Here is a 23,152-nt window from a genome sequence, read left to right as displayed (position 1 = left end):
ACTAAAAAAGTACGAACTGGTCATAGCTTCAATTCTAACTCCAAGCCGACAAACTAATGAAGACGTTCGCTTTTTTCATACCGGTACAAAGCACCAATTTCAGCGAGCTCTAGTTGAGGTAATAGTTTGCCGGGAAAGCGTTCTCGCGCGAATTCAATTATGTACGGATCTCTACCACTTTTGGCGATCCGACCATATTGCGATCCCCCTTCGCCTCGGTCTTCCCATTTATGCTGAAGCCCGCGCCAATTTCCAACAGGGGTGAAAAAAGTTGAAGAGTTGCCATTGAATTTTTCCCGAAGACTTTCTGTTTCAATCAGCGTGACGTCTCTCGGAACAAATGCCCACACGCCAATCGAAAACCCAGACGAAGCCTTTTCTTCGCTGCAGGTTCGAGCCAAAACAACCTTTGCATCCGGCCAGTTGTCGTTGCGTAGCACATCCGTTCGAACCGCAAGAGAGCCATCTATGTGGCGCAGGAAACTTGGGCTACGAGTCCCCATTGGGATGCGCATATGACGATAAAAGTTGAAAATGCTTCGGAACCCCCTCGGGTCCAAAATTCCAAAACTCATGCCAAGTTGATTGAGCGTTACTCTCCGCCTCAAACGAACCAAATTGGTTGTTCCAACGCGGTACCAACCCGCTTCCGACAATGTTTCGGCAAGAAACTCGCCCCCTTGTTTTGGAAATTCTTCGAAACACGCGCAAAGACTGGCTTTGGCGTGTTCCGTGGTTACCGAATCCGGCAAGGAGGCGGGTAGGTTTTGCATCAGCCGTTCTGTATCGCTTCCAGCACAGCCTCACCCAGCTGCGCCGGGCTTTCGGCCACGACGATACCGGCTGAGCGCATGGCTTCGATCTTGTCCTCGGCACCGCCCTTGCCGCCGGCGACAATCGCGCCTGCATGGCCCATGCGGCGGCCCGGAGGGGCTGTGCGGCCTGCGATGAAACCGGCGGTCGGCTTCTTGCGGCCTTTCTTGGCCTCATCCGCCAGGAACTGCGCGGCTTCTTCCTCGGCCGAGCCACCGATCTCACCGATCATGATGATCGACTCGGTTTCGTCGTCGGCCAGGAACCATTCCAGCACGTCGATATGCTCGGTGCCCTTGATCGGGTCGCCGCCGATGCCCACGCAGGTGGACTGGCCCAGACCCACATCGGTGGTCTGCTTGACGGCCTCATAGGTCAGGGTGCCCGAACGCGACACAACGCCGACCGAGCCGCGCTTGTGGATGTGACCGGGCATGATACCGATCTTGCAGGCGTCGGGCGTGATGACACCGGGGCAGTTCGGGCCGATCAGTCGCGAGCTTGAACCTTCCAGCGCGCGCTTCACCTTCATCATGTCCAGAACCGGAATGCCTTCGGTGATGCAGACGATCACTTCCATCTCGGCATCAATCGCTTCGAGGATCGAGTCAGCCGCGAAAGGCGGTGGAACATAGATCACCGAGGCGTTCGCTTCGGTCACGTGCTTGGCCTCGTGGACCGAGTTGAATACGGGCAGGTCAAGATGTGTCATCCCGCCTTTGCCAGGGGTCACGCCGCCAACCATCTTGGTGCCATAGGCGATGGCCTGTTCAGAGTGGAATGTGCCCTGCGAGCCGGTAAAGCCCTGACAGATCACTTTGGTATTTTCGTCGATGAGGACTGCCATCTGGCGTTCTCCTTTGTAGGGCGGGCTTCAGCCCGCCAAAATCTTCGGAAAGGTGGGCTGAAGCCCACCCTACGGGATGACACTCAGCCTTTGACGGCCTTCACGATCTTCTCGGCACCGTCTTTAAGGTTGTCCGCTGCGATCACGTCCAGGCCAGAGGTGTTGATGATCTCTTTGCCTTTCTCGACATTCGTGCCTTCCAGACGCACGACCAGCGGAACCTGCAGGCCGACCTCTTTCACCGCGGCGACAACGCCCTCGGCAATCACATCACAGCGCATGATGCCACCGAAGATGTTGACCAGAATGCCTTTGACCTGCGGGTCCGAGGTGATGATCTTGAACGCCTCGGTCACTTTCTCTTTGGTCGCACCGCCACCAACGTCGAGGAAGTTGGCAGGTTCGGCACCGTAGAGCTTGATGATGTCCATCGTCGCCATTGCCAGACCGGCACCGTTGACCATGCAGCCGATCTCACCATCCAGCGCGATGTAGTTCAGGTCGTATTTCGAGGCTTCCAGTTCCTTGGGGTCTTCTTCGGTCGTGTCGCGCAGCTCGGCGATGTCGGGGTGGCGGTAGACCGCGTTGCCGTCAAAGCCGACCTTGGCGTCCAGCACTTTCAGATCGCCCTTGTCCGAGATGATCAGCGGATTGATTTCCAGCATCTCCATGTCCTTCTCGACGAAGGCGTTATAGAGCTGGTTCATCAGCTTGACGCATTGCTTGACCTGCGCGCCCTGCAGACCCAGAGAGAAGGCGATGCGGCGGCCGTGATAAGCCTGATAGCCGGTGGCAGGGTCGACCGAGAACGAAAGGATCTTCTCGGGCGTGGCGGCGGCCACTTCCTCGATATCCATGCCGCCTTCGGTCGAGCAGACGAATGAGATGCGGCTGCTCTGGCGATCCACCAACAGGGCCAGGTACAGTTCGCGCTCGATGCCGGAGCCGGCTTCGATGTAGATGCGGTTCACCTGCTTGCCTGCGGGGCCTGTCTGATGCGTGACCAGCGTGCGGCCCAGCATCTTCTTGGCTTCTTCGGCGGCTTCTTCCACCGATTTGGTCAGACGGACACCGCCTTTTTCACCAGCGTCGGCCTCTTTGAAAGAGCCCTTGCCGCGTCCACCCGCATGGATTTGTGCCTTGACGACCCACAGGGGGCCATCCAGTTCACCTGCTGCGGTTTTGGCTTCCTCGGCGCGCAACACGGCGCGACCATCGGAGACCGGAGCGCCATAGCTGCGAAGAAGCGCTTTGGCCTGATATTCGTGAATGTTCATCGAAATATGTCCCGTCTGACTACGATTGCCCTGTTATAGGGGTGTCTAAGGGTCAAATTTAAAGAGTTTTTTGACGTGTCACGGGAAATTGTCGAAGATTTTCGGTATTTGTGATCACAGGTTTTTGGGGTGTGATCACAAAATTTGTGAGCTATGGGATTTGATTCGATGATCCTGCAACATGCTTGCAAAACACATTCATAGATGAGTTTTGCGACGTTTGCGCGAACATCTTCAAACCCGTTAGGCATCGCGCAAAAGAAAACCGGCCCGCGAAGGGGGCCGGTTCATTGGTTCTAAGCTTTGTGAATTAGGCCAGCGAGCTGTCGATGCCCTTACATGCCTCGATCAGGCCCTTCACGGCGTTGACCGAGTTGTCGAAACCGGCCTGCTCTTCTTCGTTCAGCTTGATGTTGACCACACGTTCGACACCACCAGCACCGATTACGGTGGGCACGCCGACATACATGCCCTCGACGCCCAGCTCGCCATCGCAATAGGCGGCGCAGGGCAGCACGCGTTTTTGGTCTTTCAGATAGGCTTCGGCCATTTCGATCGCCGATGTGGCGGGTGCATAGAACGCCGAGCCGGTTTTCAGCAGACCGACGATCTCGGCACCACCGTCACGGGTACGCTGAACGATGGCGTCCAGTTTTTCTTGCGTGGTCCAGCCCATCTCAACCAGATCGGGCAGCGGGATACCGGCAACGGTCGAGTAACGAACCGACGGAACCATGGTGTCGCCATGACCGCCCAGAACGAACGCTGTCACATCGCGCATCGAAACGTTGAACTCTTCCGAGAGGAAGTGTGCGAAACGGCCTGAGTCCAGAACACCCGCCATGCCGCAGACTTTGTTGTGCGGCAGGCCCGAGAATTCGCGCAGGGCCCAGACCATCGCGTCCAGCGGGTTGGTGATGCAGATGACGAACGCGTCGGGCGCGTTGGCGGCGATGCCTTCACCGACCGATTTCATGACCTTCAGATTGATGCCCAGCAGGTCATCGCGGCTCATGCCCGGTTTGCGCGGGACACCGGCGGTGACGATGCAGACGTCAGCGCCTGCGATGTCCTCATAGGACTGGGTGCCTTTCAGCTTGGCGTCAAAGCCTTCCGAAGGGCCGGATTCGGCGATATCCAGCGCCTTGCCTTCCGGGGTGCCTTCGGCGATGTCGAACAGGACAACGTCACCCAGTTCTTTCATTGCTGCGAGGTGGGCGAGCGTGCCGCCGATCTGACCTGCGCCGATCAGCGCGATCTTGGGTCTGGCCATTTGGAATATCTCCGGTCGGTTTTGAAATCGCGGTTGTGCTAGTCGCAAAAGCGGCGTCACGCAAGCCTTCTGCGGCGCGGCATGCCACCGCATACCGTTTGCACACACCCCGCCGATTGCGCTAAACCGCCTGTGAATCATGCCTATTTCCGGGACGCCCCATGTTCGAGATGAACCTGATGTTTTTTGCCGTGGCGATCCCTGCGGTGATCTTTGCGGGCATCTCGAAAGGCGGGTTCGGCTCGGGCGTGGCTTTTGCGTCCTCGTCGATTCTGGCCCTGATCCTGACGCCCGGGCAGGCACTGGCGCTGATGCTTCCGATCCTGATGGTGATCGATTTGGCCACGCTGGGGCCCTATTGGAAACGCTGGAGCTGGTCGGATTCACGCCTGCTGATCCTTGGTGCCGTGCCGGGTGTCGCGCTGGGCGCGTGGCTCTATCGTGCCACCGACGACGATATGTTGCGCCTGTTGATCGGCGGGATATCGGTGGGGTTCGTGATCTGGCATGTTGCCCAGACTAAGGGCTGGGTGCGCGGCTTCGCCAACCGGCTGCCACCATCGGCGGGCCTGTTTGCCGGGCTGGTCGCCGGGTTCACCAGCTTCGTCAGCCACGCAGGCGGCCCGCCCGCCGCCGTTTATCTGCTGTCCCAACGCCTGACGAAGACCGAGTTTCAGGCCTCGACCGTGCTGGTCTTCTGGGTGATCAACGCGGTGAAATTCGTGCCCTTCGCCTATCTGGGCCTCTTCACCTGGCACACGGCGTTGGCCGATCTGTTGCTGATCCCATTCGCGATCCTTGGGGCCTGGCTGGGCGTCCGGGCACATTTCATGCTGTCCGAACGCGTGTTCTTTTGCATCTCTTATGTTCTGCTCAGTCTGACCGGCAGCAAACTGATCTGGGATGCGCTGGTTTAAGTATTGGGCGGCAAACTCTCGGCCAGCGGCTCAAACGACTGGCCCGAAGCGATCAGGCAGGTCACGCCTTCGGGCAAGGTCACAACAATCGTCCAGCTGCCGGTCTGGTCCGAGGCAAACATCTCCATCACCGCACCCTGACGCGCGATGCCGATACCCCGGCGGGTTTCACCGTAGGTTTTCGCCAATCGTTTGATCACATCTTCGCGCGGAGCGCAGTTCTGCGCGCTGACCTGCTGCGCTGCTAGCACCATGATGCCCAGACCTATCGTCATTTTCAGCAATATTGTCTTCATCGGTCACCCCTTTCGATTCCTTTCGGAAAACAGCGTGCTGCAGCCAGAAAGAGATCGCGTTAAGGCAACGCACGTTGCGTCGCTTGCCGCAAATGCTGCGCTGCGGCGTTTTTGTCCTTGAACTTTCCGTCAAAAAATGCCCCATTCCGCGCAACATTATTTCAAAGGGAGAGTCCCGTGGACCCGCGTCAACGCCCCTATCGCTCTGTTCTCTATATCCCCGGCTCGCGCGAGCGGGCATTGGATAAGGCGCGCACGCTGCCAGTGGATGCGATCATCTTTGATCTGGAAGACGCGGTTTCAGCCGACGAAAAGAACAATGCACGCGAGACGCTCAAGGCGGCTCTGGCCACCGGGGGCTATGGTGCGCGGGTCAAGATCGTGCGGATCAACGGGCTGGACACCGAATGGGGGCGCGCCGATGCCGAGGCCGTGCGCGAGATGGATGCGGATGCAGTATTGCTGCCTAAGGTCAGCTCTGCCGTTGACGTGGACGCGCTGGCGGCGATTACCGGAGACCTGCCGATCTGGGCGATGATGGAAACGCCGCGCGGAATGCTGAACGCCGCGGAAATTGCCGCACATCCGCTGATGGCAGGCTTTGTGATGGGCACCAATGATCTGGCGAAAGAACTGCAAACCCGCTTCCGCCCTGACCGCCTGCCGATGATGACCTCACTGGGCCTGTGCCTGTTGGCCGCAAAGGCCGAAGGTCTGATCATCGTCGACGGCGTCTACAACGCCTTCAAGGATGCCGACGGTCTTCAGGCCGAATGTGCCCAGGGCCGTGATATGGGTTTTGACGGTAAAACGCTGATCCACCCTGCTCAGGTCGACATCGCGAATACGGCCTTTGCGCCCTCGGAAGATGAGATTGATCTGGCCCGACGCCAAATCGCCGCCTTTGAAGAGACCGAGGCACAGGGGCAGGGCGTCGCAGTGGTCGATGGCAAGATTGTTGAAAACCTGCACGTTGTAACTGCCCGTGAAACTCTGGCAAAAGCAGAGGCGATAGTAGCTTTGCAAGCGGGGTAAGCCAGCAATGGGCTTTGTTCTTCTGATCCTTGGTGTGGCGCTTTGGTGGGCCGCACATCTGTTCAAACGTGTGATGCCGGAACGCCGTGCCGCCATGGGCGATGCAGGCAAGGGCGCCGTGGCGCTCGCCTTGGTGGTCTCGATATTGCTGATGATCTTCGGCTATCGGATGACCGATTTCATCTATGTCTGGGCACCTCCGACCTTCCTGATTCACGTCAACAACCTGCTGGTCTTGATCGCGATATTTCTGTTGAGCCCCGCCGGAACCAAAGGTCGCCTGCTGAACAAGGTCCGTCACCCAATGCTGGGCGGCTTCAAGCTCTGGGCCTTTGCGCATTTGCTGGTGAATGGTGATCTGGCGTCGATCGTTTTGTTTGGCGGCTTGCTGGCCTGGGCCATTGTCGAAGTGATCGTGATCAACAAGTCCGAGCCTGACTGGACCCCGGGCGAGCCCGGAACTTACGGCAAGGATGCGATGTTCTTTGTGGGGTCCATCGTGCTGATGGGCATCATCGGCTATATTCACGGGCTGGTTGGCCCATCTCCGTTCGGCGGATAAGGGGCTGAGGCAATGGCGAAACTTTATCGTTTGTTGACAGAAGAAGACACGTCGGCCTTCTGCCACAAAGTCTCGGATGCATTGGCAAAAGGATGGGAGCTCTATGGCGACCCCTCCTATGCCTTTGACGCCGCCACCAATGTGATGCGCTGCGCGCAGGCCGTGACCAAAGAGGTCGACGCCGACTATTCCCCCGACATGAAACTGGGACAGCAATAATGGCAAAAACCAATCCGGGTAACTTTTTCGAGGATTATTCCGTCGGGCAGGTGCTGCACCACGCCGTGCCGCGCACCGTGACGGATGGCGAGCGTGCTTTGTATCACGCACTCTACCCAGCGCGTCACGCGCTCTACTCCTCGGACGAGTTTGCCCGGAATTGCGGCTTGCCCCAAAGCCCGATTGACGATCTGGCCGCCTTCCACGTTGTGTTCGGAAAAACGGTTCCCGATATCTCACTGAACGCGGTTGCCAATCTGGGTTATGCCGAGGGACGCTGGCTGCAACCTGTCTACCCCGGCGATACCCTGCGCGCTGAATCCGAAGTGATTGGTCTCAAGCAGAATTCAAACGGCAAAACCGGGGTGGTCTGGGTCCGCACACGCGGCCTAAACCAGCGCGACGAAGTGGTCATCGAATATGTGCGCTGGGTGATGGTGCGCAAATCGAACCTCGACGCGCCCGCGCCCGAGACAGTCGTGCCCGAGTTGAAGAAGGCGTTGGATGTCAGCGATCTGGTGGTGCCGAAAGGCCTCGATTTCTCCAATTACGATTTTGTACAATCCGGCGAAAACCATCGCTGGGATGGGTACAACACGGGAGAAACGATTGATCACGTCGATGGTGTGACCGTCGAAGAGGCCGAGCATATGCTGGCCACCCGCTTGTGGCAGAACACCGCCAAAGTGCATTTCGACCTCACCTTCCGCCCCGAAGGTCGGCTGATCTATGGCGGCCACGTGATCTCGATGGCGCGTACCTTGTCGTTCAACGGTCTGGCAAACGCACAGATGATCGTCGGCCTGAATGGTGGCGCCCACGCCAACCCCTGTTTCGCAGGCGATACGATCAAGGCTTGGTCCGAGGTTCTGGACAAGGCCGAGACCGGAACGCCGGGTGTCGGAGCATTGCGTCTCAGGCTGGTGGCCACCAAAGGTGGTGAGCCTTTTGCCTTGCGTAATGACGACGGGAAATACCTGCCAAACGTCCTTCTGGATCTCGATTACTGGGCCTTGATGCCCATGTAAGGCAAACCCGCCCGTTGACATTGAAGTGATCGCGGTCCGGGAATTCCGTGCTACGTTTGCCTTATGATGATGTTGCGCGCGATCACTGCCAGCCTGTGCCTGGCCTCGCAGGCACATGCCTGTGATCTGGCTCTGGCTTTGGCGGTGGATGTTTCGGGCTCGGTCGATTCCGAGGAATATCGGATACAAATGGATGGCCTTGCCGCCGGTCTGCGCGATCCGGTTGTGTCTGAGGCGTTGGTGCGCGGACAGGCTCAATTGATGCTGGTGCAATGGACCGGCAGTTCGCGTCAGCGCGTCACGCTTCCATGGACCCGGATCGACAGTTTCGCCACCCTCGATAACTTCGCGGGGCAGGTTGCCGCAGACCCACGCGTCTGGCGCAACTTTTCAACCGCGATTGGCGAAGCTCTTGAGATGACAATTGCTCATTTCGACAAGGTGACCGATTGCAAGCGCCATCTTATAGACCTCTCGGGCGATGGAATTTCGAACGAGGGTATCGAGCCTGCAAAACTGCACCCCAAACTGCGCGAGCGGGGCGTTACCGTAAACGCGATTGCCATTGAAGAGAGCGAACCTGATCTGACGGCGTATTTCTTCGAAAACGTCATCGTGGGCGAGGGGGCCTTTGTCGTCTCGGCTGCGGGATTTGCCGACTACCCTGAACGCATTCGCAAAAAACTGCTGCGCGAAGTGACGCAGCAGACTGCGGGGTTGAAACAAGGCCAGGAATAGATTCGTGATCACATTGCTTTAGCGTTGAAAACGCTAACATTGGCGGCCTTGAGTTCGTTTTGTGATCACGCAAAATATGCTCGTGATCACAAAACAGTTTTATCATGCGATTTGCGGCAAATTTAACGCTTTTTGCACCTGCAGCGCGTGACAGTGTCGCAAAAAACAGTAAAACGTTCGGTAGCCAACCGAAAAGGAGCCGCCATGGCCGATGTAAATCGGGGCAACCGCCCGCTTTCGCCGCACCTGTCGATCTATCGTCCTCAGCTGACGTCGGTCACATCCATCCTGACCCGTATCACCGGAAACGCGATGATTGTTGCCGCGCTTTTGATCGTCTGGTGGTTCCTGGCCGCAGCGACGTCTCCCGAAGCGTTTGAGCGCGCCAATTGGTGGCTGACCTCGGTACTGGGTGATCTGGTCATGGCATTCTCTCTGTGGGGGTTGTGGTATCACACACTGGCGGGCGTTCGGCACCTGATCTGGGACAACGCGGTTGGTCTGGACCTGCCCACAGCAACCAAGCTGGGTTGGGCCGTTGTCATTGGCTCGGTCGTTCTGACCCTGCTCACTCTTTTGATCGTAGCGTAAAGGAGTCTCACGATGCGTTATCTGACAGACCGCAAACGCGCGATCGGTCTTGGTTCGGCCAAATCGGGCACCGCCCATTTCTGGAGCATGAAGGTCAGTTCGGTGGCTCTGCTGATCCTTGTTCCTCTGTTTATCTTCACATTCGGCCCGGTTCTGGGTCAGCCCTATGATGTGGTGCTGGACTATTACGCGCGCCCCTTCCCGGCGATTGTCGCCGCGCTGACACTGGTGGTCGGGTTCAAACACTTTGCCGAAGGCGCGCAGGTGATGCTTGAGGATTATGTTCACGGCACCCTGGAAAAGGTGCTGATCATCCTCACCACCTGTCTGTCCTATGGCGCAGCTGCGGCTGGCGTTTTCGCCATCGCGCGCATTGCCCTCTAATTCCCGGAGCTGAAAGAAATGGCTGCATACGAATACGAAACGCATGAATATGACGTGGTCGTTGTCGGCGCTGGTGGGGCCGGCCTGCGGGCAACGCTGGGCATGGCGGAACAGGGTTTGCGCACGGCCTGCGTGACCAAGGTGTTCCCGACCCGCTCGCACACCGTTGCCGCGCAAGGCGGGATCGCCGCATCGCTGTCGAATATGGGACCCGACAACTGGCAGTGGCATATGTATGACACCGTCAAGGGGTCCGACTGGCTGGGTGACACCGATGCCATGGAATACCTCGCGCGTGAGGCACCCAAGGCGGTGTATGAACTGGAACATTATGGCGTGCCGTTCAGCCGCACCGAAGAAGGCAAGATTTATCAGCGTCCCTTTGGTGGCCACACCACCGAGTTCGGCGAAGGCCCTGCCGTGCAGCGTACCTGCGCCGCCGCCGACCGGACCGGCCACGCGATCCTGCACACGCTGTATGGCCAAAGCCTCAAGAACAACGCTGAGTTCTATATCGAATATTTCGCCATCGACCTGATCATGTCGGATGATGGACAATGTCAGGGTGTCGTCTGCTGGAAGCTGGACGACGGCACCATGCATGTATTCAACGCCAAGATGGTTGTGCTGGCGACCGGCGGTTATGGCCGTGCCTATTTCAGCGCCACTTCGGCCCATACCTGCACCGGCGACGGCGGTGGCATGGTGGCCCGTGCGGGTCTGGCGCTGGAAGATATGGAATTCGTGCAGTTCCATCCCACTGGTATCTACGGCTCGGGCTGCCTGATCACTGAAGGTGCGCGCGGTGAAGGCGGATACCTGACCAACTCAGAAGGCGAACGGTTCATGGAGCGTTATGCGCCCCAGTACAAGGATCTCGCGCCGCGCGATTATGTCAGCCGTTCAATGGCGCTGGAAATCCGCGAAGGGCGCGGTGTCGGCGGTGAGGGGGATCACATCCACCTTAACCTCAGCCACCTGCCGCCCGAGGCGCTGGCAGAACGGCTGCCCGGCATCTCGGAATCGGCCAAGATCTTTGCCGGTGTCGACGTTACCAAGGAACCGATCCCGGTTCTGCCCACCGTGCATTACAACATGGGCGGTATCCCAACCAACTATTGGGGTGAGGTGATCAACCCCACCGCCGCCGATCCGAACGCAATCGTGCCCGGGCTGATGGCTGTGGGTGAGGCCGGTTGTGCCTCGGCCCATGGGGCGAACCGTCTGGGTTCGAACTCCTTGATCGACCTCGTGGTGTTTGGCCGTGCGGCGGCAATCCGCGCCGGTCAGGTGGTGGACGCAAACGCGCCGAACCCGGTGCTGAACCAAGCGTCGGTGGATCAGGCGTTCGACCGGTTCGACGGGTTGCGAAATGCCAATGGCAGCATCGCCACCGCCGATCTGCGGCTTGAGATGCAAAAGACCATGCAGGCTGATGCTGCCGTGTTCCGGACTGGCAAGACACTGGCCGAAGGGGTCGAGAAGATGACGGCCATCGCATCCAAGATGGACGATCTGAAGGTCACCGACCGCTCTTTGGTCTGGAATAGCGACCTGATGGAGACGCTGGAACTCACCAACCTGATGCCTAATGCGCTGGCCACCATCGTTGGTGCCGAGGCGCGCAAGGAATCCCGCGGCGCCCATGCGCATGAGGACTTCACCACCCGAGATGACGAGAACTGGCGGGTTCACACCATCAGCCGGGTCGAGGGCACGAATGTAGACCTCAGCTATCGCCCAGTGATCGTCGATCCGCTGACCACCGAGGACGAAGGCGGCATCAGCCTCAAGAAAATCGCGCCCAAGGCGCGGACGTTCTAAGGAGAGGAACTTATGGTACAACTGACCCTCCCCAAGAATTCCCGGATCACCACCGGCAAGACCTGGCCCAAGCCCGAAGGCGCAACCAACGTGCGCAAGTTCCAGATCTATCGCTGGAACCCGGATGATGGCCAGAACCCACGTGTGGACACTTATTTCGTCGACATGGACACCTGCGGCCCGATGGTTCTGGATGCGCTGATCAAGATCAAGAACGAGATTGATCCGACCCTGACGTTCCGCCGGTCCTGTCGTGAGGGCATCTGTGGCTCTTGCGCGATGAACATCGACGGGATCAACACGCTGGCCTGTATCTATGGCATGGATGAGATCAAAGGTGACGTGAAGATCTATCCACTGCCGCACATGCCGGTGGTCAAGGACCTGATCCCTGATCTGACGCACTTCTACGCCCAGCACGCCAGCATCATGCCGTGGCTGGAGACCAAGACCAACCGTCCTGCGAAGGAATGGAAGCAGTCGATCGAAGACCGAAAGAAATTGGATGGTCTGTACGAATGCGTGATGTGTGCCAGCTGCTCGACTTCGTGCCCCAGCTATTGGTGGAACGGTGACCGCTACCTCGGCCCCGCTGCGCTTCTGCATGCCTATCGCTGGATCATCGACAGCCGGGATGAGGCCACGGGCGAGCGTCTGGATGAGCTTGAAGATCCGTTCAAGCTGTACCGCTGCCACACGATCATGAACTGCGCGAAGACCTGCCCCAAAGGCTTGAACCCGGCCAAGGCGATTGCTGAGATCAAGAAGATGATGGTCGAACGCGCGGTGTGATGCGAAACATAGCACTTGCCGGTTTGCGGCAAGTGCAATCCCCATCTGCAAAAATGGACGATGCGCGCGCCTTTGGGCAGGCGTATGGTTTGGATGGGGAGGAGTGATAAGACGATTACGGGATCACTCCGATGAGCACAGATAAAAAGAAAACCGATGCAGCTAAGGCTCTTGAGCTTCTAGAACAAGCTTGGAGCTACTACGCACCCGAACTCAAGGTCCCAGCTTTTGAGGAAGCGCCGGAGCTGTTCGAATACGCTAATGCAGCGTAAAGCGCCTGCCTGACCTTGAAAATCTCTTAGCAATCAGCAAAGCAGAAGGATGCCTGTCCTTCTGCTTTTGCTTGCCGCTGGTGTTTTCGCTTATCTCTTTTGGCGTTCGCGAACCTCTTCGCTGACGCGCGAGTGCAGATGGCGGCAGCATCGGGACGAGGGGCAATGGCGTTGCAGTTTCTGCGGTGCGGTTTCTCAATCGGATGAAGAACCAATCCGCTGCCTGAAGGGGCAGGGGTGACGAGCTTCCGGTTTTTCGCGCTGATCGGGTTTTCGGGGAAGGGTCTGGTTTCTCAGCAATCAGGGGCCAGATTGCCTGGCGATGGTTCTTTCGCGCCCGATGATCAGAAGGCCGCCGCCAACGATTAGGAATACTCCGGGGATAAGATCATCAAAAGGAGTCTCGGCAAAAAAGACCCAACCCAGAATGAATGAGGACGGGATGCCGAAGTATTGAAAGGGTGACAGGCTGCTGGGGTCAGCCATTCGGTTTGCTGTTGTCATGCAAAGGGCGGCCAGTCCTCCGACCAGACCCATCGAGCCAAGCCATATCCAGATGACCGGTTCTTCGATCAGAGAGAATCCGGTAGTCGCCAGTACGAAGATGGTCGAGCTTATGAGCGCGGTTATGGTGTAGTAGAGGTTGATCAATGCGGTCGGTACGGAGCGATCGAAGAGCTTTGCGGTCACGCTGGAGCTTGCATAGCCAAGCGCGGCGCAGATCGGCAGCAGCGTGTGCCAACTCAAATGCGCTGTGTCCGGCTTTAGCACCATCATCACACCGACGAAGCCCAACCCAACCGCCAGCCACCGCCAGAGGCCGATTTTGTGCCGAAGGATCGGCACTGATAAGGCGGTGATGAATAAAGGGCCCGCAAAGACCAAAGTCGTTGCAGTCGCGAGATCCATATAGATGAGCGACAGGTAAAAGCTCATCTGCGCCATGACACCCAGGGCTCCGCGCGCGATGGCCAGCCGCCATTGTCTTACGGCAATTGGCCGACCCGCGTCGATCCAGTCGCGCGATGACAGCAGGATCGCCAACGCAGGGATGAGCCCGAATAGGTTGCGAAATACCGTAAGCTCTTGGGTCGAGAACTGAGCGCTGAGATGTTTCACAATCGCCCCCATGACATCGTACAGTACGATCGCGAGGATGATTACGAAGGCGGCCCTGAGGAAAGGGGCGGACGGTGTGTTGGTGTTCATGTCTGACGCTCCGATGGGATGTGTCGCCGCGCGGAGCGACTCACGATTTGCAACGGGTAACCTATTGACAAAAATAAAAAAACACGCCTTATTCGTAACGCCGAGAGTCGAAGCTGAAGCTGGGATGGCCGCTATTAGCACGCGAATCCCGAAGCTTAGGCTGAGAAGTGTTTAGCGGTATCGCTCTTCGGTCGTCTCCAAACTGAGTCACCTAAAATTCGCCCCTGTTGGCCCGTGACCGTGCAGCTTTGGGCTTTTACGTCGACGCGAACTGCGCCAATCTCGAGCCATGATAGATTCTCAGAACTTCCCCCAACCGCCGAGCGACGCCGAAGACCGCCGCGCCATCGCGCCCGTTATTTGCTATCCCACCGACGGGTTGCCGAAGCCGCACTTGGCGCTGTACCAAGCAGCCCGCGAAACCGCGCAAAAAACCGATGAAGTGTTGGTGCCCGCGCGTGACGCACGTTGTTTTGAGGTGCCCGCCGGGCATTTCTTTCGCATCACCTCGGTCGAAGGTCCGCAGGTCGGGGACCTGAATATCTGGAACCTGAACGACCTGTCTGAACGGTTTTATTCCGGCAAAACCCGCGCGCTGCACGGCACCCACCTGACGACGGGTGAGCAGATGTGGTCAAGCTTCCCGCATATGCGCCCAATGGCGACCATCATTGCCGATACGCTAGGCTGGTATGGGATCGACGCGTTTGGCGGTTCGGTTCATGATGTGATCGGCACCCGCTGTGATCCCTATACGGGCAATCTGCTGTCAGGGACTCAGTACCATCATTGTTGTCATTCGAACCTGACCCGCGCATTGGCAGATCACCTGAGTATTCCCCTGGCTGAGGCTGAGCCTGCGGTGCACGATGTTCTGAACGTGTTCATGTGCACCGGGTTCACCCGCGATACCGGTCAGTATTTCATGAAAGCCTCACCCGTGCGGCCCGGTGATTACCTGGAGTTCTTTGCCGAGATCGACCTGTTGGGCAATCTCAGCGCCTGTCCTGGTGGTGACTGCTCATCCGAACATTCCTCGGACACGGCGTCGTGCCATCCATTGCTGGTCGAAGTCTTTGCCCCTGCCGACGGCGCGTTGGAAGGGTGGAGCAGCCCTGCGCGCAATGCATATGATCGCACGCATGGGCTTTAGCGTTTAGAGGTGCGTTAGGACGTTGTGAACGCCGCCTCAAGCGCGATCTCGACCATGTCGCCAAAGCTGCGCTCGCGCTCGGATGAGGGCAGCGCTTCGCCGGTCAGCAGGTGGTCCGAGACAGTCAGGACGGCCAGGGCACGGCATTTGTGGCGCGCCGCGAGGATGTAAAGCTCGGCGGCTTCCATCTCGACCCCCAGAACGCCGTGGCGCACCATCTGTTCATTCAGATCAGGGCGTTCGTCATAGAATACATCCGATGAATAGATGCCACCCACATGGGTTGGTGTGCCTTTGGCCTTTGCCGCTTGCGCGGCGGCCTGCAGCAGGTCCCAATCGGCGCAAGGCGCAAAGTTCATCTCTTTCATGATCCCGCGCGACGGTGTGCTGAGCGTGGTGGACGTCATTGCCAGAATGACATCGCGTACATTGACGCTGTCCTGCATACCCCCGCAGGAGCCGATGCGGATCAGGGTTTTCGCCCCGTAATCACGGATCAGTTCGTTGACGTAGATCGACAGCGACGGCATCCCCATGCCGCTACCCTGAATGGTCACCGGATTTCCGTTCCACGTGCCGGTAAATCCAAGCATGCCACGAACGTCATTGACCAGTTTGACGTCTTTCAAAAATGTCTCTGCCGCCCATTTCGCGCGATAGGGGTCACCGGGCAAAAGAACGGTTTCGGCAATATCACCTGTTTCGGCTCCGATATGAATTGTCATCTCGGTAAATGCCTCCGCTCAGATTTCCAGATCAGATATGTCGGCCCCGGCTTTCAGGGCGTCATGCACCCATTGCGGCTTGCGACCCCGGCCCGTCCAGGTTTGGGCCTCATTGCTCGGATTGCGATATTTGGGTGCGGCCTTGGTGGATTTCGTGGCTTTTGCACCTTCGGGCGACAATTCGGACAAGGAGAACCCGAATTCCGCGGCCGCTTTTTCCGCCGCTTTCAAAGCTTCTTTACGTGCGCGTGCCTCGGCGCCTTTCAGCGCTTTTTCGACTTTATTGCGCAATTCAAGCAATTCTTTGTGCGACATTTTTTCAAGATCGATCGCCATTTTCTTTCTCCACACCGTTTGCTCCCAAAACACTGGAATTGGGAAATCGCAATTTCCGGTCCTGTCTATTCCTTTTTTATTGGAAATAGAAATGGAGATTTTATAGAGGTGGCGTTCTTATTCCGCCGCCATATTTTTTGGGTCCGCCAAAGTGATGATATCGCCCATGATCGTGTTCAGCTCAAAGTTCTTGGGCGTATAGATTTCAGCTACCCCCATGGCGCGCAGGCTCTCGGCATCTTCGTCGGGAATGATCCCGCCAACAACGACGGGGATATGGCTCAAACCTTCGTCTTTCAGGCGGGTCATCACATCTTGCACCAATGGCAGGTGGCTGCCGGACAAGATGGACAGACCAATGACATGAGCATTGTCCTCACGCGCGGCGGAGACAATCTCTTCGGGTGTCAGGCGAATGCCCTCATAGCTGATATCCATGCCACAATCACGGGCGCGGAAAGCGATTTGCTCGGCGCCGTTTGAATGTCCGTCCAAACCCGGTTTGCCAACAAGGAACTTCAATCGGCGACCGAGCTTGTCACTGACCGCATCAACGGCAGCCCGCAGATCATCCAGCCCTTCGGTCTTATTGGACACCGAGCCGGAAACGCCCGTCGGTCCACGATAGGTGCCGTAGGCTTTGCGCATTTCTTCGGCCCATTCGCCGGTGGTGACGCCCACTTTTGCCGCTGCAATCGAAGGTGCCATCACATTGGCCCCCGATTGCGCTGCCTCACGCAGGTCGTTCAACGCGGCTGCAACGGCCGCGTCGTTGCGATCTGCGCGCCAGTCATTCAGGCGCCCGATTTGATCCTGTTCGACCGCAGGATCGACGACCATGATGCCGCCATCCTCGGTCTGAAGGGGGGATGGTTCACCCTCGGTCCATTTGTTTACGCCGACCACGACGGTTTCATTACGCTCGATCCGGTTCAGCCGTTCAGCATTCGAATCCACCAGTCGGGATTTCATGTACTCGATTGAGGCAACCGCTCCGCCCATCGACTCGAGGTTCGCCAACTCAGCGCGCGCACCTTCTTTGAGCTCTTCGACCTTGGCATCAACCACCGGGTTGCCGTCAAACAGGTCGCCATACTCCAGCAGGTCGGTTTCATAGGCCAGGATTTGCTGCATCCGCATTGACCACTGCTGATCCCAGGGGCGCGGCAGGCCAAGTGCTTCGTTCCACGCGGGCAGCTGCACTGCGCGCGCGCGGGCATTCTTGGACAGTGTCACCGCCAGCATCTCGATCAGGATGCGATAGACGTTGTTTTCGGGTTGCTGCTCGGTCAGGCCCAGCGAATTGACCTGAACGCCATAGCGGAATCGGCGAAACTTGGGATCTTCGACGCCGTAGCGTTGTTGCAGAATTTCATCCCAAAGATCGACAAAGGCGCGCATTTTGCACATTTCGGTAACAAAGCGGATGCCGGCATTCACGAAGAATGAAATGCGACCGCAAAGTGCCGGGAAATCTTCAGCCGGAACACGGGGGCGCAACTCGTCCAACACCGCGATGGCTGTGGCCAGCGCATAGGCCAGCTCTTGCTCGGGCGTCGCGCCGGCCTCCTGCAGGTGATAGGAACACACATTCATCGGGTTCCATTTGGGCACGTTGGTGTAGCAATACTCGGCCACGTCCGCGATCATCTTCAGTGATGGTTTCGGCGGGCAGACATAGGTGCCGCGGCTCAGATATTCCTTGATCAGGTCGTTTTGAACCGTGCCCTGCAGCTTGGAGACATCCGCGCCCTGTTCCTCGGCCACCGCGATGTAAAGCGCCAGCAACCATGGTGCAGTGGCGTTGATTGTCATCGAGGTGTTCATCTGCTCCAGCGGAATCTGATCGAACAGCATGCGCATGTCGCCCAGATGGCAGATCGGCACGCCCACCTTGCCGACCTCACCGCGCGCCAGAACATGGTCGCTGTCGTACCCGGTCTGCGTCGGCAGATCGAAGGCGACGGACAAGCCGGTTTGCCCTTTTGCAAGGTTCGCACGATAGAGTGCGTTGGACGCCTTCGCCGTAGAGTGACCAGCATAGGTTCGGATCAGCCAGGGGCGGTCTTTCTGCGTCTGCGTCATGGATGGGCCTCGCGAGTCGATGAGCAATAAAATTACGTTACATGGTGATAAATCGTAATTTTCAGCATATGTCAATTCGCTGCGTCGCGGCATAACCTGCTTTCTTCAGATTGTGAGCGGTCGCGTTTGATGGCACTGTGCCCCCATGACTCAGACCGTGGAACTTCCGCTTTGGCTGTTTGTGCTGATCGTGCTGTTTGCCGCGGTCACTTTTGCATCGCATTTCCTGTTCCCGTCGGTGCGATGGTTCTTCCGCCGCAGGCTTGAACGCGCTGTTGCGCGTCTGAATGATCGCCTTCAGCGCCCGATCCAGCCGTTCAAGCTGGCGGGCCGGCACGATATGATTCAGCGTTTGATCTATGACCCTCAGGTCACCAAAGCAGTACAGCGGCATGCGAAAGAGGAAGGCGTTCCGGATGCGGTGGCGTCCGAGCAGGCCCGACGCTATGCGCGCGAGATCGCGCCTTCGTTTTCGACGGTCGCTTATTTCAGCATTGCGATCCGTCTGGCCCGCATGCTCAGCAATGCGTTCTATAACGTTCGGCTGAGCTATGAGAACAAGGCTGCCGTGGACAACATCGATCCTGATGCGACGGTCATCTATGTGATGAACCATCGCAGCAATATGGATTACGTTCTGGTCACCTATCTGGCGGCAGATCATTCCACCCTGTCATACGCAGTGGGGGAATGGGCGCGCGTCTGGCCGCTGAGCCGCCTGATCCGTGCAATGGGGGCCTACTTTATTCGCCGCAAATCGGGCAGTGATCTCTATCGCCAGGTGCTGGCCAGCTATGTGCGCCACGCGACCGAGGCGGGCGTCACTCAGGCCATGTTTCCTGAAGGAGGCTTGAGTTTGGCCGGTAAGCTGGGTCGGCCCAAGCTTGGTCTTCTTAAATACATAGTTGATGCATCAGACCCGCAGGGGCGCGATGTGGTTTTCGTACCGGTTGCGCTGAACTATGACCGGGTTCTGGAAGATACCGTTCTGACCGCCGCTGCGAAGGATACGGAACGTCGTTTCCGTGCTCGGATCGGGGTGATTACGCGATGGACCCTGAAACAGTTATGGCGGCGCGTGGTCGGGCGCTACAAGCGGTTCGGCGTAGCTTCGGTGCGCTACGCCACCCCAATCTCGCTACAGCAATTCCGCGCCACGCACGAGCGGGATCTGACCACTGATCTTGCGCGTGAACTGATGCAAAGGATTGGCGCGGCTATTCCTTTCGCCCCTCTCCCAGCGGCGTGTCGCCTGATCCAGCAAGAGGGTGAGATGAATGAGGATGACCTTAAGGCCCGTTTGCTGGGCGCTGAGGGTGGAGCACTCGAACCAGATGCGGGCGATGCCATCGACGATGCCATCAATCAGCTGACTGAACGCCGGATTCTGTCGCGCAAGAATGGCATCTTGCGCCCATCGGGTGAGCGCGCAGAGCTACTTGATTATTATGCCGCAGCATCAGAGCCTGCCCCTCGGGACGGTAATTTTGCAGTTGCAGAAACAGTTTCTGCAACTGCTGGGTCATAAAATTACAAAATTAGCACCAAAAACTATTGCAATATTTCTTTGTCGCCAATATCCCAGTTGGTGAAAGCCGCGATTCTGCGGCGCGGCAATGGATGAGTTAAAGGAGGCCAGCATGGCTTTGGACGTCGACAGTGGCATCGCGTCGTACGATGCGCCCGAAAAAGACCTCTATGAAATGGGAGAGATCCCTCCGATGGGATATGTTCCCAAGCAGATGTATGCCTGGGCAATTCGCAAGGAACGCCATGGCGAACCGGACACGGCGATGCAGCTTGAGGTGGTCGATGTTCCGAAATTGGACAGCCACGAGGTACTGGTGCTGGTGATGGCTGCGGGGGTCAACTACAACGGTGTCTGGGCTTCGCTTGGTAAGCCCATCAGCCCGTTTGACGGTCATGGTCAGCCGTTCCACATCGCGGGATCTGATGCTTCGGGTATCGTTTGGGCTGTAGGCGACAAGGTGCGCCGCTGGAAGGTCGGTGATGAGGTTGTGATCCATTGCAACCAGGACGATGGCGATGACGAGCACTGTAACGGTGGCGATCCGATGTATTCGGACAGCCAGCGGATCTGGGGATATGAAACCCCCGATGGATCTTTTGCCCAGTTCACTAATGTGCAGGCGCAGCAGTTGATGCCACGGCCCAAGCACCTGACCTGGGAAGAAAGCGCCTGCTATACGCTGACGCTGGCCACGGCCTATCGGATGCTGTTCGGGCATGAACCGCATGACCTGAAGCCGGGCCAGAACGTTCTGGTTTGGGGTGCGTCGGGCGGCCTGGGGTCTTACGCGATCCAGCTGATCAATACAGCAGGTGCAAACGCGATCGGCGTGATCTCGGACGAAAGCAAGCGCGACTTTGTTATGGGTCTTGGTGCCAAGGGCGTTCTGAACCGGAAGGACTTCAACTGTTGGGGTCAGCTGCCCACCGTGAACACGCCGGAATATGCCGAGTGGTTCAAAGAGGCTCGTAAGTTCGGCAAGGCGATCTGGGATATCACCGGCAAGGGTGTGAATGTCGACATGGTCTTCGAACACCCGGGCGAAAGCACTTTCCCCGTCTCGACCTTCGTAGTGAAGAAGGGCGGAATGGTTGTTATCTGCGCCGGTACGACCGGTTACAACCTGACCTTCGATGTTCGTTATATGTGGATGCACCAAAAGCGTCTGCAGGGGTCTCACTTCGCTCATCTGAAACAGGCCGCGGCGGCAAACCAGCTGATGGTTGAGCGCCGTCTTGATCCCTGCATGTCCGAAGTGTTCACATGGCAGGATCTGCCGGAGGCGCATATGAAAATGATGCGGAACGAACATAAGCCCGGCAACATGTCCGTTCTGGTTCAGGCGCCACATACAGGCATGCGGACTTTGGAAGAAGTTCTCGCTGCAGGCGACTAACGTCCAGACTGTAACACAAGATCGAAGGACCCGCGCGGCACGCCCTTGCTGCGCGGGTGTTTTGCGTTTGAGGCAGTGGTGATTTTTATCAAAGGCTTAGCAGGAGAGGCCCCGCTATTTTTGGGGAGTAGAAAGCAGCGAGTAGGCCGAAATAGTCTGCACATGTTATGGTTGTGTTAACCCTTCGTTAACTATTTCGGGGACACCTTGATGGCGCAAAATGAGTGGATACTGGACGTATTGTCGGACCTCAACGCCTTTGCGGTGGCAAACGGGTTAATCGCGCTTGCCGAACAGCTTGACGATACCAGGCTGATCGCTGCGGCCGAGATCGCGTCCTTGAAGGATGAGGCTTGCGCGCCGACGAATGGTAACACAATTCGATTTGAGCCAAATCCTCGAGGATTTGGAAAGCACCAGCACGCTTGAAGAGCTGACCAATGTTTCGGTCCAATTGCGAGACCGGTTGCAGATCGATCACATCACCTATCATTGGGTTGACGGCGCCGGAGACCAATATGGGTTTACCACTTACTCGGACGCTTGGGACGAACGATATCGGGACAAGAATTACCATCGGATTGATCCCGTCATATTAGGCTGTTTTCAGCGCTTTCATGCGGTGGACTGGAAGCAATTGAATTGGTCCGGCAAGGCAGTGCGCGCCTTTTTGGATGACGCACTGGCGCATGGCGTTGGCAATCAGGGCTATTCAATCCCGTTGCGCGGTCCAAGCGGGCAATTTGCGCTGTTTACGGTGAACCACAATTGTGACGATAAGACCTGGCAGAGCTTCATTGCGACTTATGGTCGTGATCTGATTCTTGTGGCGCATTTTCTGAATCGCAAAGCGCTGGAATTTGCCAAGGATCGGCAACCGGAAGCCACGCGCAGCCTCTCACCACGTGAAATAGATGCCATGACGCTGTTGGCGCTCGGCTATAGCAGGGCGCAGGTTGCGCATTCACTTTCGATCTCGGAACATACATTGCGCGCCTATATCGAAAGTGCGCGCGCCAAACTGGGCGCGCAGAACACGACTCATGCCATCGCAACGGCGCTCAGCCGAGGTTTAATAGTCGTTTAACGACCGTACGTTGCCCAAACTGCAAATTAACCACAAGTACGTACCCCTTTGTTCCAAGTGGACGACAAGGGGAATACGTCATGTTGCGTTATGTGTACGCGGACGAGCTACATAAATTTCCAGCTCTGGCCAGGGGGATGTTTCGGGACCGCGCCGATCAGTTCAAAACCCGGCTGGGATGGGATGTGAAGGTTAACGAACACGGGGAAGAGCGGGATCAATATGACGATCTGAACCCGCTCTATGTGATCTGGGAAGAGGCGGATGGCAGTCATGGCGGATCGATGCGGATCCTGCCGACGACTGGCCCGGTGATGGTAAACGAAGTATTCGGGCACCTGACCGGAGGCAGCCCGATCTGTAGCCCCTTGATCTGGGAAGTGACGCGGTTTTGCCTGTCACGCACCGCAAGCGCGCATACGGCGGGGGCCATCATGCTCAGTGGGGGCGAGGTGATGGAAGGCTTTGGCCTGACTCACATCGCGGGCGTGTTTGATGCGCGCATGATCCGGATCTACCGCATGATCGGGTCTTCACCGGTGGTGCTGGGTTCGGAAGGGGCTGGTCGGGATCAGATATCGGTCGGTCTGTGGCCTTATTCGGCAGACGATTGTAACCGGGTTGCGGCCCGTGCGGGCATCCCGCGTGAGCTGTCCCGACTGTGGTTCAAGACGGCGTTCGGCAACACCGCACAGCATCGGTTTGCTTTGTCCGCCTGACCCGGGTGGAAATCGCATTCGGTGTCTGGTGGCGGGCGGCGCG

The 23,152-nt window shown here is 57.6% G+C and carries 25 protein-coding genes; 16 read left to right on the top strand and 9 right to left on the bottom strand.

What is annotated here, in order from left to right; all coding sequences use genetic code 11:
- Positions 1-53 precede the first annotated feature (53 nt).
- The 4 genes from ACR3EM_RS11930 to mdh form a co-directional block, all read right to left on the bottom strand.
- Entirely contained in the window at positions 54-773 is a 720-nt protein-coding gene (locus ACR3EM_RS11930; protein ID WP_480470908.1) for a hypothetical protein, read from the bottom strand.
- On the bottom strand, positions 773-1,660 hold the full coding sequence (sucD, locus tag ACR3EM_RS11925; protein ID WP_480470907.1) for a succinate--CoA ligase subunit alpha: 888 nt from the start codon (positions 1,658-1,660) through the stop codon (positions 773-775). Before sucD ends, ACR3EM_RS11930 begins: the two co-directional genes overlap by 1 nt.
- Positions 1,661-1,743: 83 nt before the next feature.
- Entirely contained in the window at positions 1,744-2,937 is a 1,194-nt protein-coding gene (sucC, locus tag ACR3EM_RS11920) for an ADP-forming succinate--CoA ligase subunit beta (protein ID WP_480470906.1), read from the bottom strand.
- Positions 2,938-3,247: 310 nt separating this feature from the next.
- Entirely contained in the window at positions 3,248-4,210 is a 963-nt protein-coding gene (gene mdh / locus ACR3EM_RS11915; RefSeq protein ID WP_010442827.1) for a malate dehydrogenase, read from the bottom strand.
- Positions 4,211-4,371: 161 nt separating this feature from the next.
- Here mdh and ACR3EM_RS11910 point away from each other — a divergent pair, with 161 nt between their 5' ends.
- Complete coding sequence (locus tag ACR3EM_RS11910; protein WP_480470905.1) at positions 4,372-5,127, top strand: sulfite exporter TauE/SafE family protein; 756 nt, start codon at positions 4,372-4,374, stop codon at positions 5,125-5,127.
- On the opposite strand, the gene ACR3EM_RS11905 is transcribed toward ACR3EM_RS11910, so the two are convergent.
- Positions 5,124-5,423 (bottom strand): hypothetical protein, encoded by a 300-nt coding sequence (locus tag ACR3EM_RS11905; RefSeq protein WP_480470904.1) that lies wholly within the window; start codon positions 5,421-5,423, stop codon positions 5,124-5,126. The two genes, ACR3EM_RS11910 and ACR3EM_RS11905, sit on opposite strands and share 4 nt — an antisense overlap.
- A 177-nt stretch (positions 5,424-5,600) precedes the next feature.
- On the opposite strand from ACR3EM_RS11905, the gene ACR3EM_RS11900 reads away from it, so the two are divergent.
- From ACR3EM_RS11900 to ACR3EM_RS11855, 10 genes are all read left to right on the top strand, one after another.
- On the top strand, positions 5,601-6,458 hold the full coding sequence (locus ACR3EM_RS11900) for an HpcH/HpaI aldolase/citrate lyase family protein (protein WP_480470903.1): 858 nt from the start codon (positions 5,601-5,603) through the stop codon (positions 6,456-6,458).
- A 7-nt stretch (positions 6,459-6,465) separates the two neighbouring features.
- Complete coding sequence (locus ACR3EM_RS11895) at positions 6,466-7,020, top strand: NnrU family protein (RefSeq protein ID WP_480470902.1); 555 nt, start codon at positions 6,466-6,468, stop codon at positions 7,018-7,020.
- A gap of 12 nt (positions 7,021-7,032) precedes the next feature.
- On the top strand, positions 7,033-7,239 hold the full coding sequence (locus ACR3EM_RS11890) for a DUF1737 domain-containing protein (protein ID WP_480470901.1): 207 nt from the start codon (positions 7,033-7,035) through the stop codon (positions 7,237-7,239).
- On the top strand, positions 7,239-8,267 hold the full coding sequence (locus ACR3EM_RS11885; RefSeq protein ID WP_480470900.1) for a MaoC family dehydratase: 1,029 nt from the start codon (positions 7,239-7,241) through the stop codon (positions 8,265-8,267). Before ACR3EM_RS11890 ends, ACR3EM_RS11885 begins: the two co-directional genes overlap by 1 nt.
- Positions 8,268-8,330: 63 nt before the next feature.
- A complete protein-coding gene (locus tag ACR3EM_RS11880; protein WP_480470899.1) occupies positions 8,331-9,005 on the top strand; it encodes a DUF1194 domain-containing protein in 675 nt (224 codons plus the stop codon).
- Between the two features lie 204 nt (positions 9,006-9,209).
- Complete coding sequence (gene sdhC, locus ACR3EM_RS11875; protein WP_480470898.1) at positions 9,210-9,596, top strand: succinate dehydrogenase, cytochrome b556 subunit; 387 nt, start codon at positions 9,210-9,212, stop codon at positions 9,594-9,596.
- Positions 9,597-9,608: 12 nt separating this feature from the next.
- Positions 9,609-9,980 (top strand): succinate dehydrogenase, hydrophobic membrane anchor protein, encoded by a 372-nt coding sequence (sdhD, locus tag ACR3EM_RS11870; protein ID WP_480470897.1) that lies wholly within the window; start codon positions 9,609-9,611, stop codon positions 9,978-9,980.
- A gap of 18 nt (positions 9,981-9,998) precedes the next feature.
- The gene (gene sdhA, locus ACR3EM_RS11865; RefSeq protein WP_480470896.1) at positions 9,999-11,804 is read left to right on the top strand and encodes a succinate dehydrogenase flavoprotein subunit; all 1,806 of its coding nucleotides are present in this window, start codon (positions 9,999-10,001) and stop codon (positions 11,802-11,804) included.
- Between the two features lie 12 nt (positions 11,805-11,816).
- Positions 11,817-12,596 carry a succinate dehydrogenase iron-sulfur subunit gene (locus ACR3EM_RS11860; RefSeq protein ID WP_480470895.1) on the top strand — a complete coding sequence of 260 codons (780 nt, stop codon included), beginning with the start codon at positions 11,817-11,819 and terminating at the stop codon, positions 12,594-12,596.
- A 131-nt stretch (positions 12,597-12,727) separates the two neighbouring features.
- The gene (locus ACR3EM_RS11855; RefSeq protein WP_480470894.1) at positions 12,728-12,868 is read left to right on the top strand and encodes a hypothetical protein; all 141 of its coding nucleotides are present in this window, start codon (positions 12,728-12,730) and stop codon (positions 12,866-12,868) included.
- A 300-nt stretch (positions 12,869-13,168) separates the two neighbouring features.
- Here ACR3EM_RS11855 and ACR3EM_RS11850 read toward each other — a convergent pair whose 3' ends face one another.
- Positions 13,169-14,077 (bottom strand): DMT family transporter, encoded by a 909-nt coding sequence (locus ACR3EM_RS11850; protein ID WP_480470893.1) that lies wholly within the window; start codon positions 14,075-14,077, stop codon positions 13,169-13,171.
- A 289-nt stretch (positions 14,078-14,366) separates the two neighbouring features.
- On the opposite strand from ACR3EM_RS11850, the gene ACR3EM_RS11845 reads away from it, so the two are divergent.
- Positions 14,367-15,230, top strand: coding sequence for an urea carboxylase-associated family protein (locus ACR3EM_RS11845; protein ID WP_480470892.1), 864 nt, complete (start codon positions 14,367-14,369; stop codon positions 15,228-15,230).
- A gap of 14 nt (positions 15,231-15,244) precedes the next feature.
- On the opposite strand, the gene deoD is transcribed toward ACR3EM_RS11845, so the two are convergent.
- From deoD to ACR3EM_RS11830, 3 genes are all read right to left on the bottom strand, one after another.
- Positions 15,245-15,955 (bottom strand): purine-nucleoside phosphorylase, encoded by a 711-nt coding sequence (gene deoD / locus ACR3EM_RS11840; protein ID WP_480470891.1) that lies wholly within the window; start codon positions 15,953-15,955, stop codon positions 15,245-15,247.
- Positions 15,956-15,973: 18 nt separating this feature from the next.
- A complete protein-coding gene (locus tag ACR3EM_RS11835; protein WP_480470890.1) occupies positions 15,974-16,291 on the bottom strand; it encodes an H-NS histone family protein in 318 nt (105 codons plus the stop codon).
- Between the two features lie 117 nt (positions 16,292-16,408).
- On the bottom strand, positions 16,409-18,376 hold the full coding sequence (locus ACR3EM_RS11830) for a methylmalonyl-CoA mutase family protein (RefSeq protein WP_480470889.1): 1,968 nt from the start codon (positions 18,374-18,376) through the stop codon (positions 16,409-16,411).
- A 145-nt stretch (positions 18,377-18,521) separates the two neighbouring features.
- Between ACR3EM_RS11830 and ACR3EM_RS11825 the strand changes: the two genes are divergently transcribed.
- The 4 genes from ACR3EM_RS11825 (at position 18,522) to ACR3EM_RS11810 (ending at position 23,109) form a co-directional block, all read left to right on the top strand.
- Positions 18,522-19,904 carry a 1-acyl-sn-glycerol-3-phosphate acyltransferase gene (locus tag ACR3EM_RS11825; RefSeq protein ID WP_480470888.1) on the top strand — a complete coding sequence of 461 codons (1,383 nt, stop codon included), beginning with the start codon at positions 18,522-18,524 and terminating at the stop codon, positions 19,902-19,904.
- 112 nt (positions 19,905-20,016) lie between these two features.
- Positions 20,017-21,303 (top strand): crotonyl-CoA carboxylase/reductase, encoded by a 1,287-nt coding sequence (gene ccrA, locus ACR3EM_RS11820; protein WP_480470887.1) that lies wholly within the window; start codon positions 20,017-20,019, stop codon positions 21,301-21,303.
- A 367-nt stretch (positions 21,304-21,670) separates the two neighbouring features.
- Complete coding sequence (locus tag ACR3EM_RS11815; protein WP_480470886.1) at positions 21,671-22,390, top strand: helix-turn-helix transcriptional regulator; 720 nt, start codon at positions 21,671-21,673, stop codon at positions 22,388-22,390.
- 80 nt (positions 22,391-22,470) lie between these two features.
- Positions 22,471-23,109 (top strand): acyl-homoserine-lactone synthase, encoded by a 639-nt coding sequence (locus ACR3EM_RS11810; RefSeq protein ID WP_480470885.1) that lies wholly within the window; start codon positions 22,471-22,473, stop codon positions 23,107-23,109.
- Positions 23,110-23,152 lie beyond the last annotated feature (43 nt).

It is taken from the genome of Ruegeria sp. AH3 (genome assembly GCF_056536265.1).
Note: the sequence above shows the minus strand (reverse complement) of the source record. Positions and strands in the feature narration are given on the sequence as shown.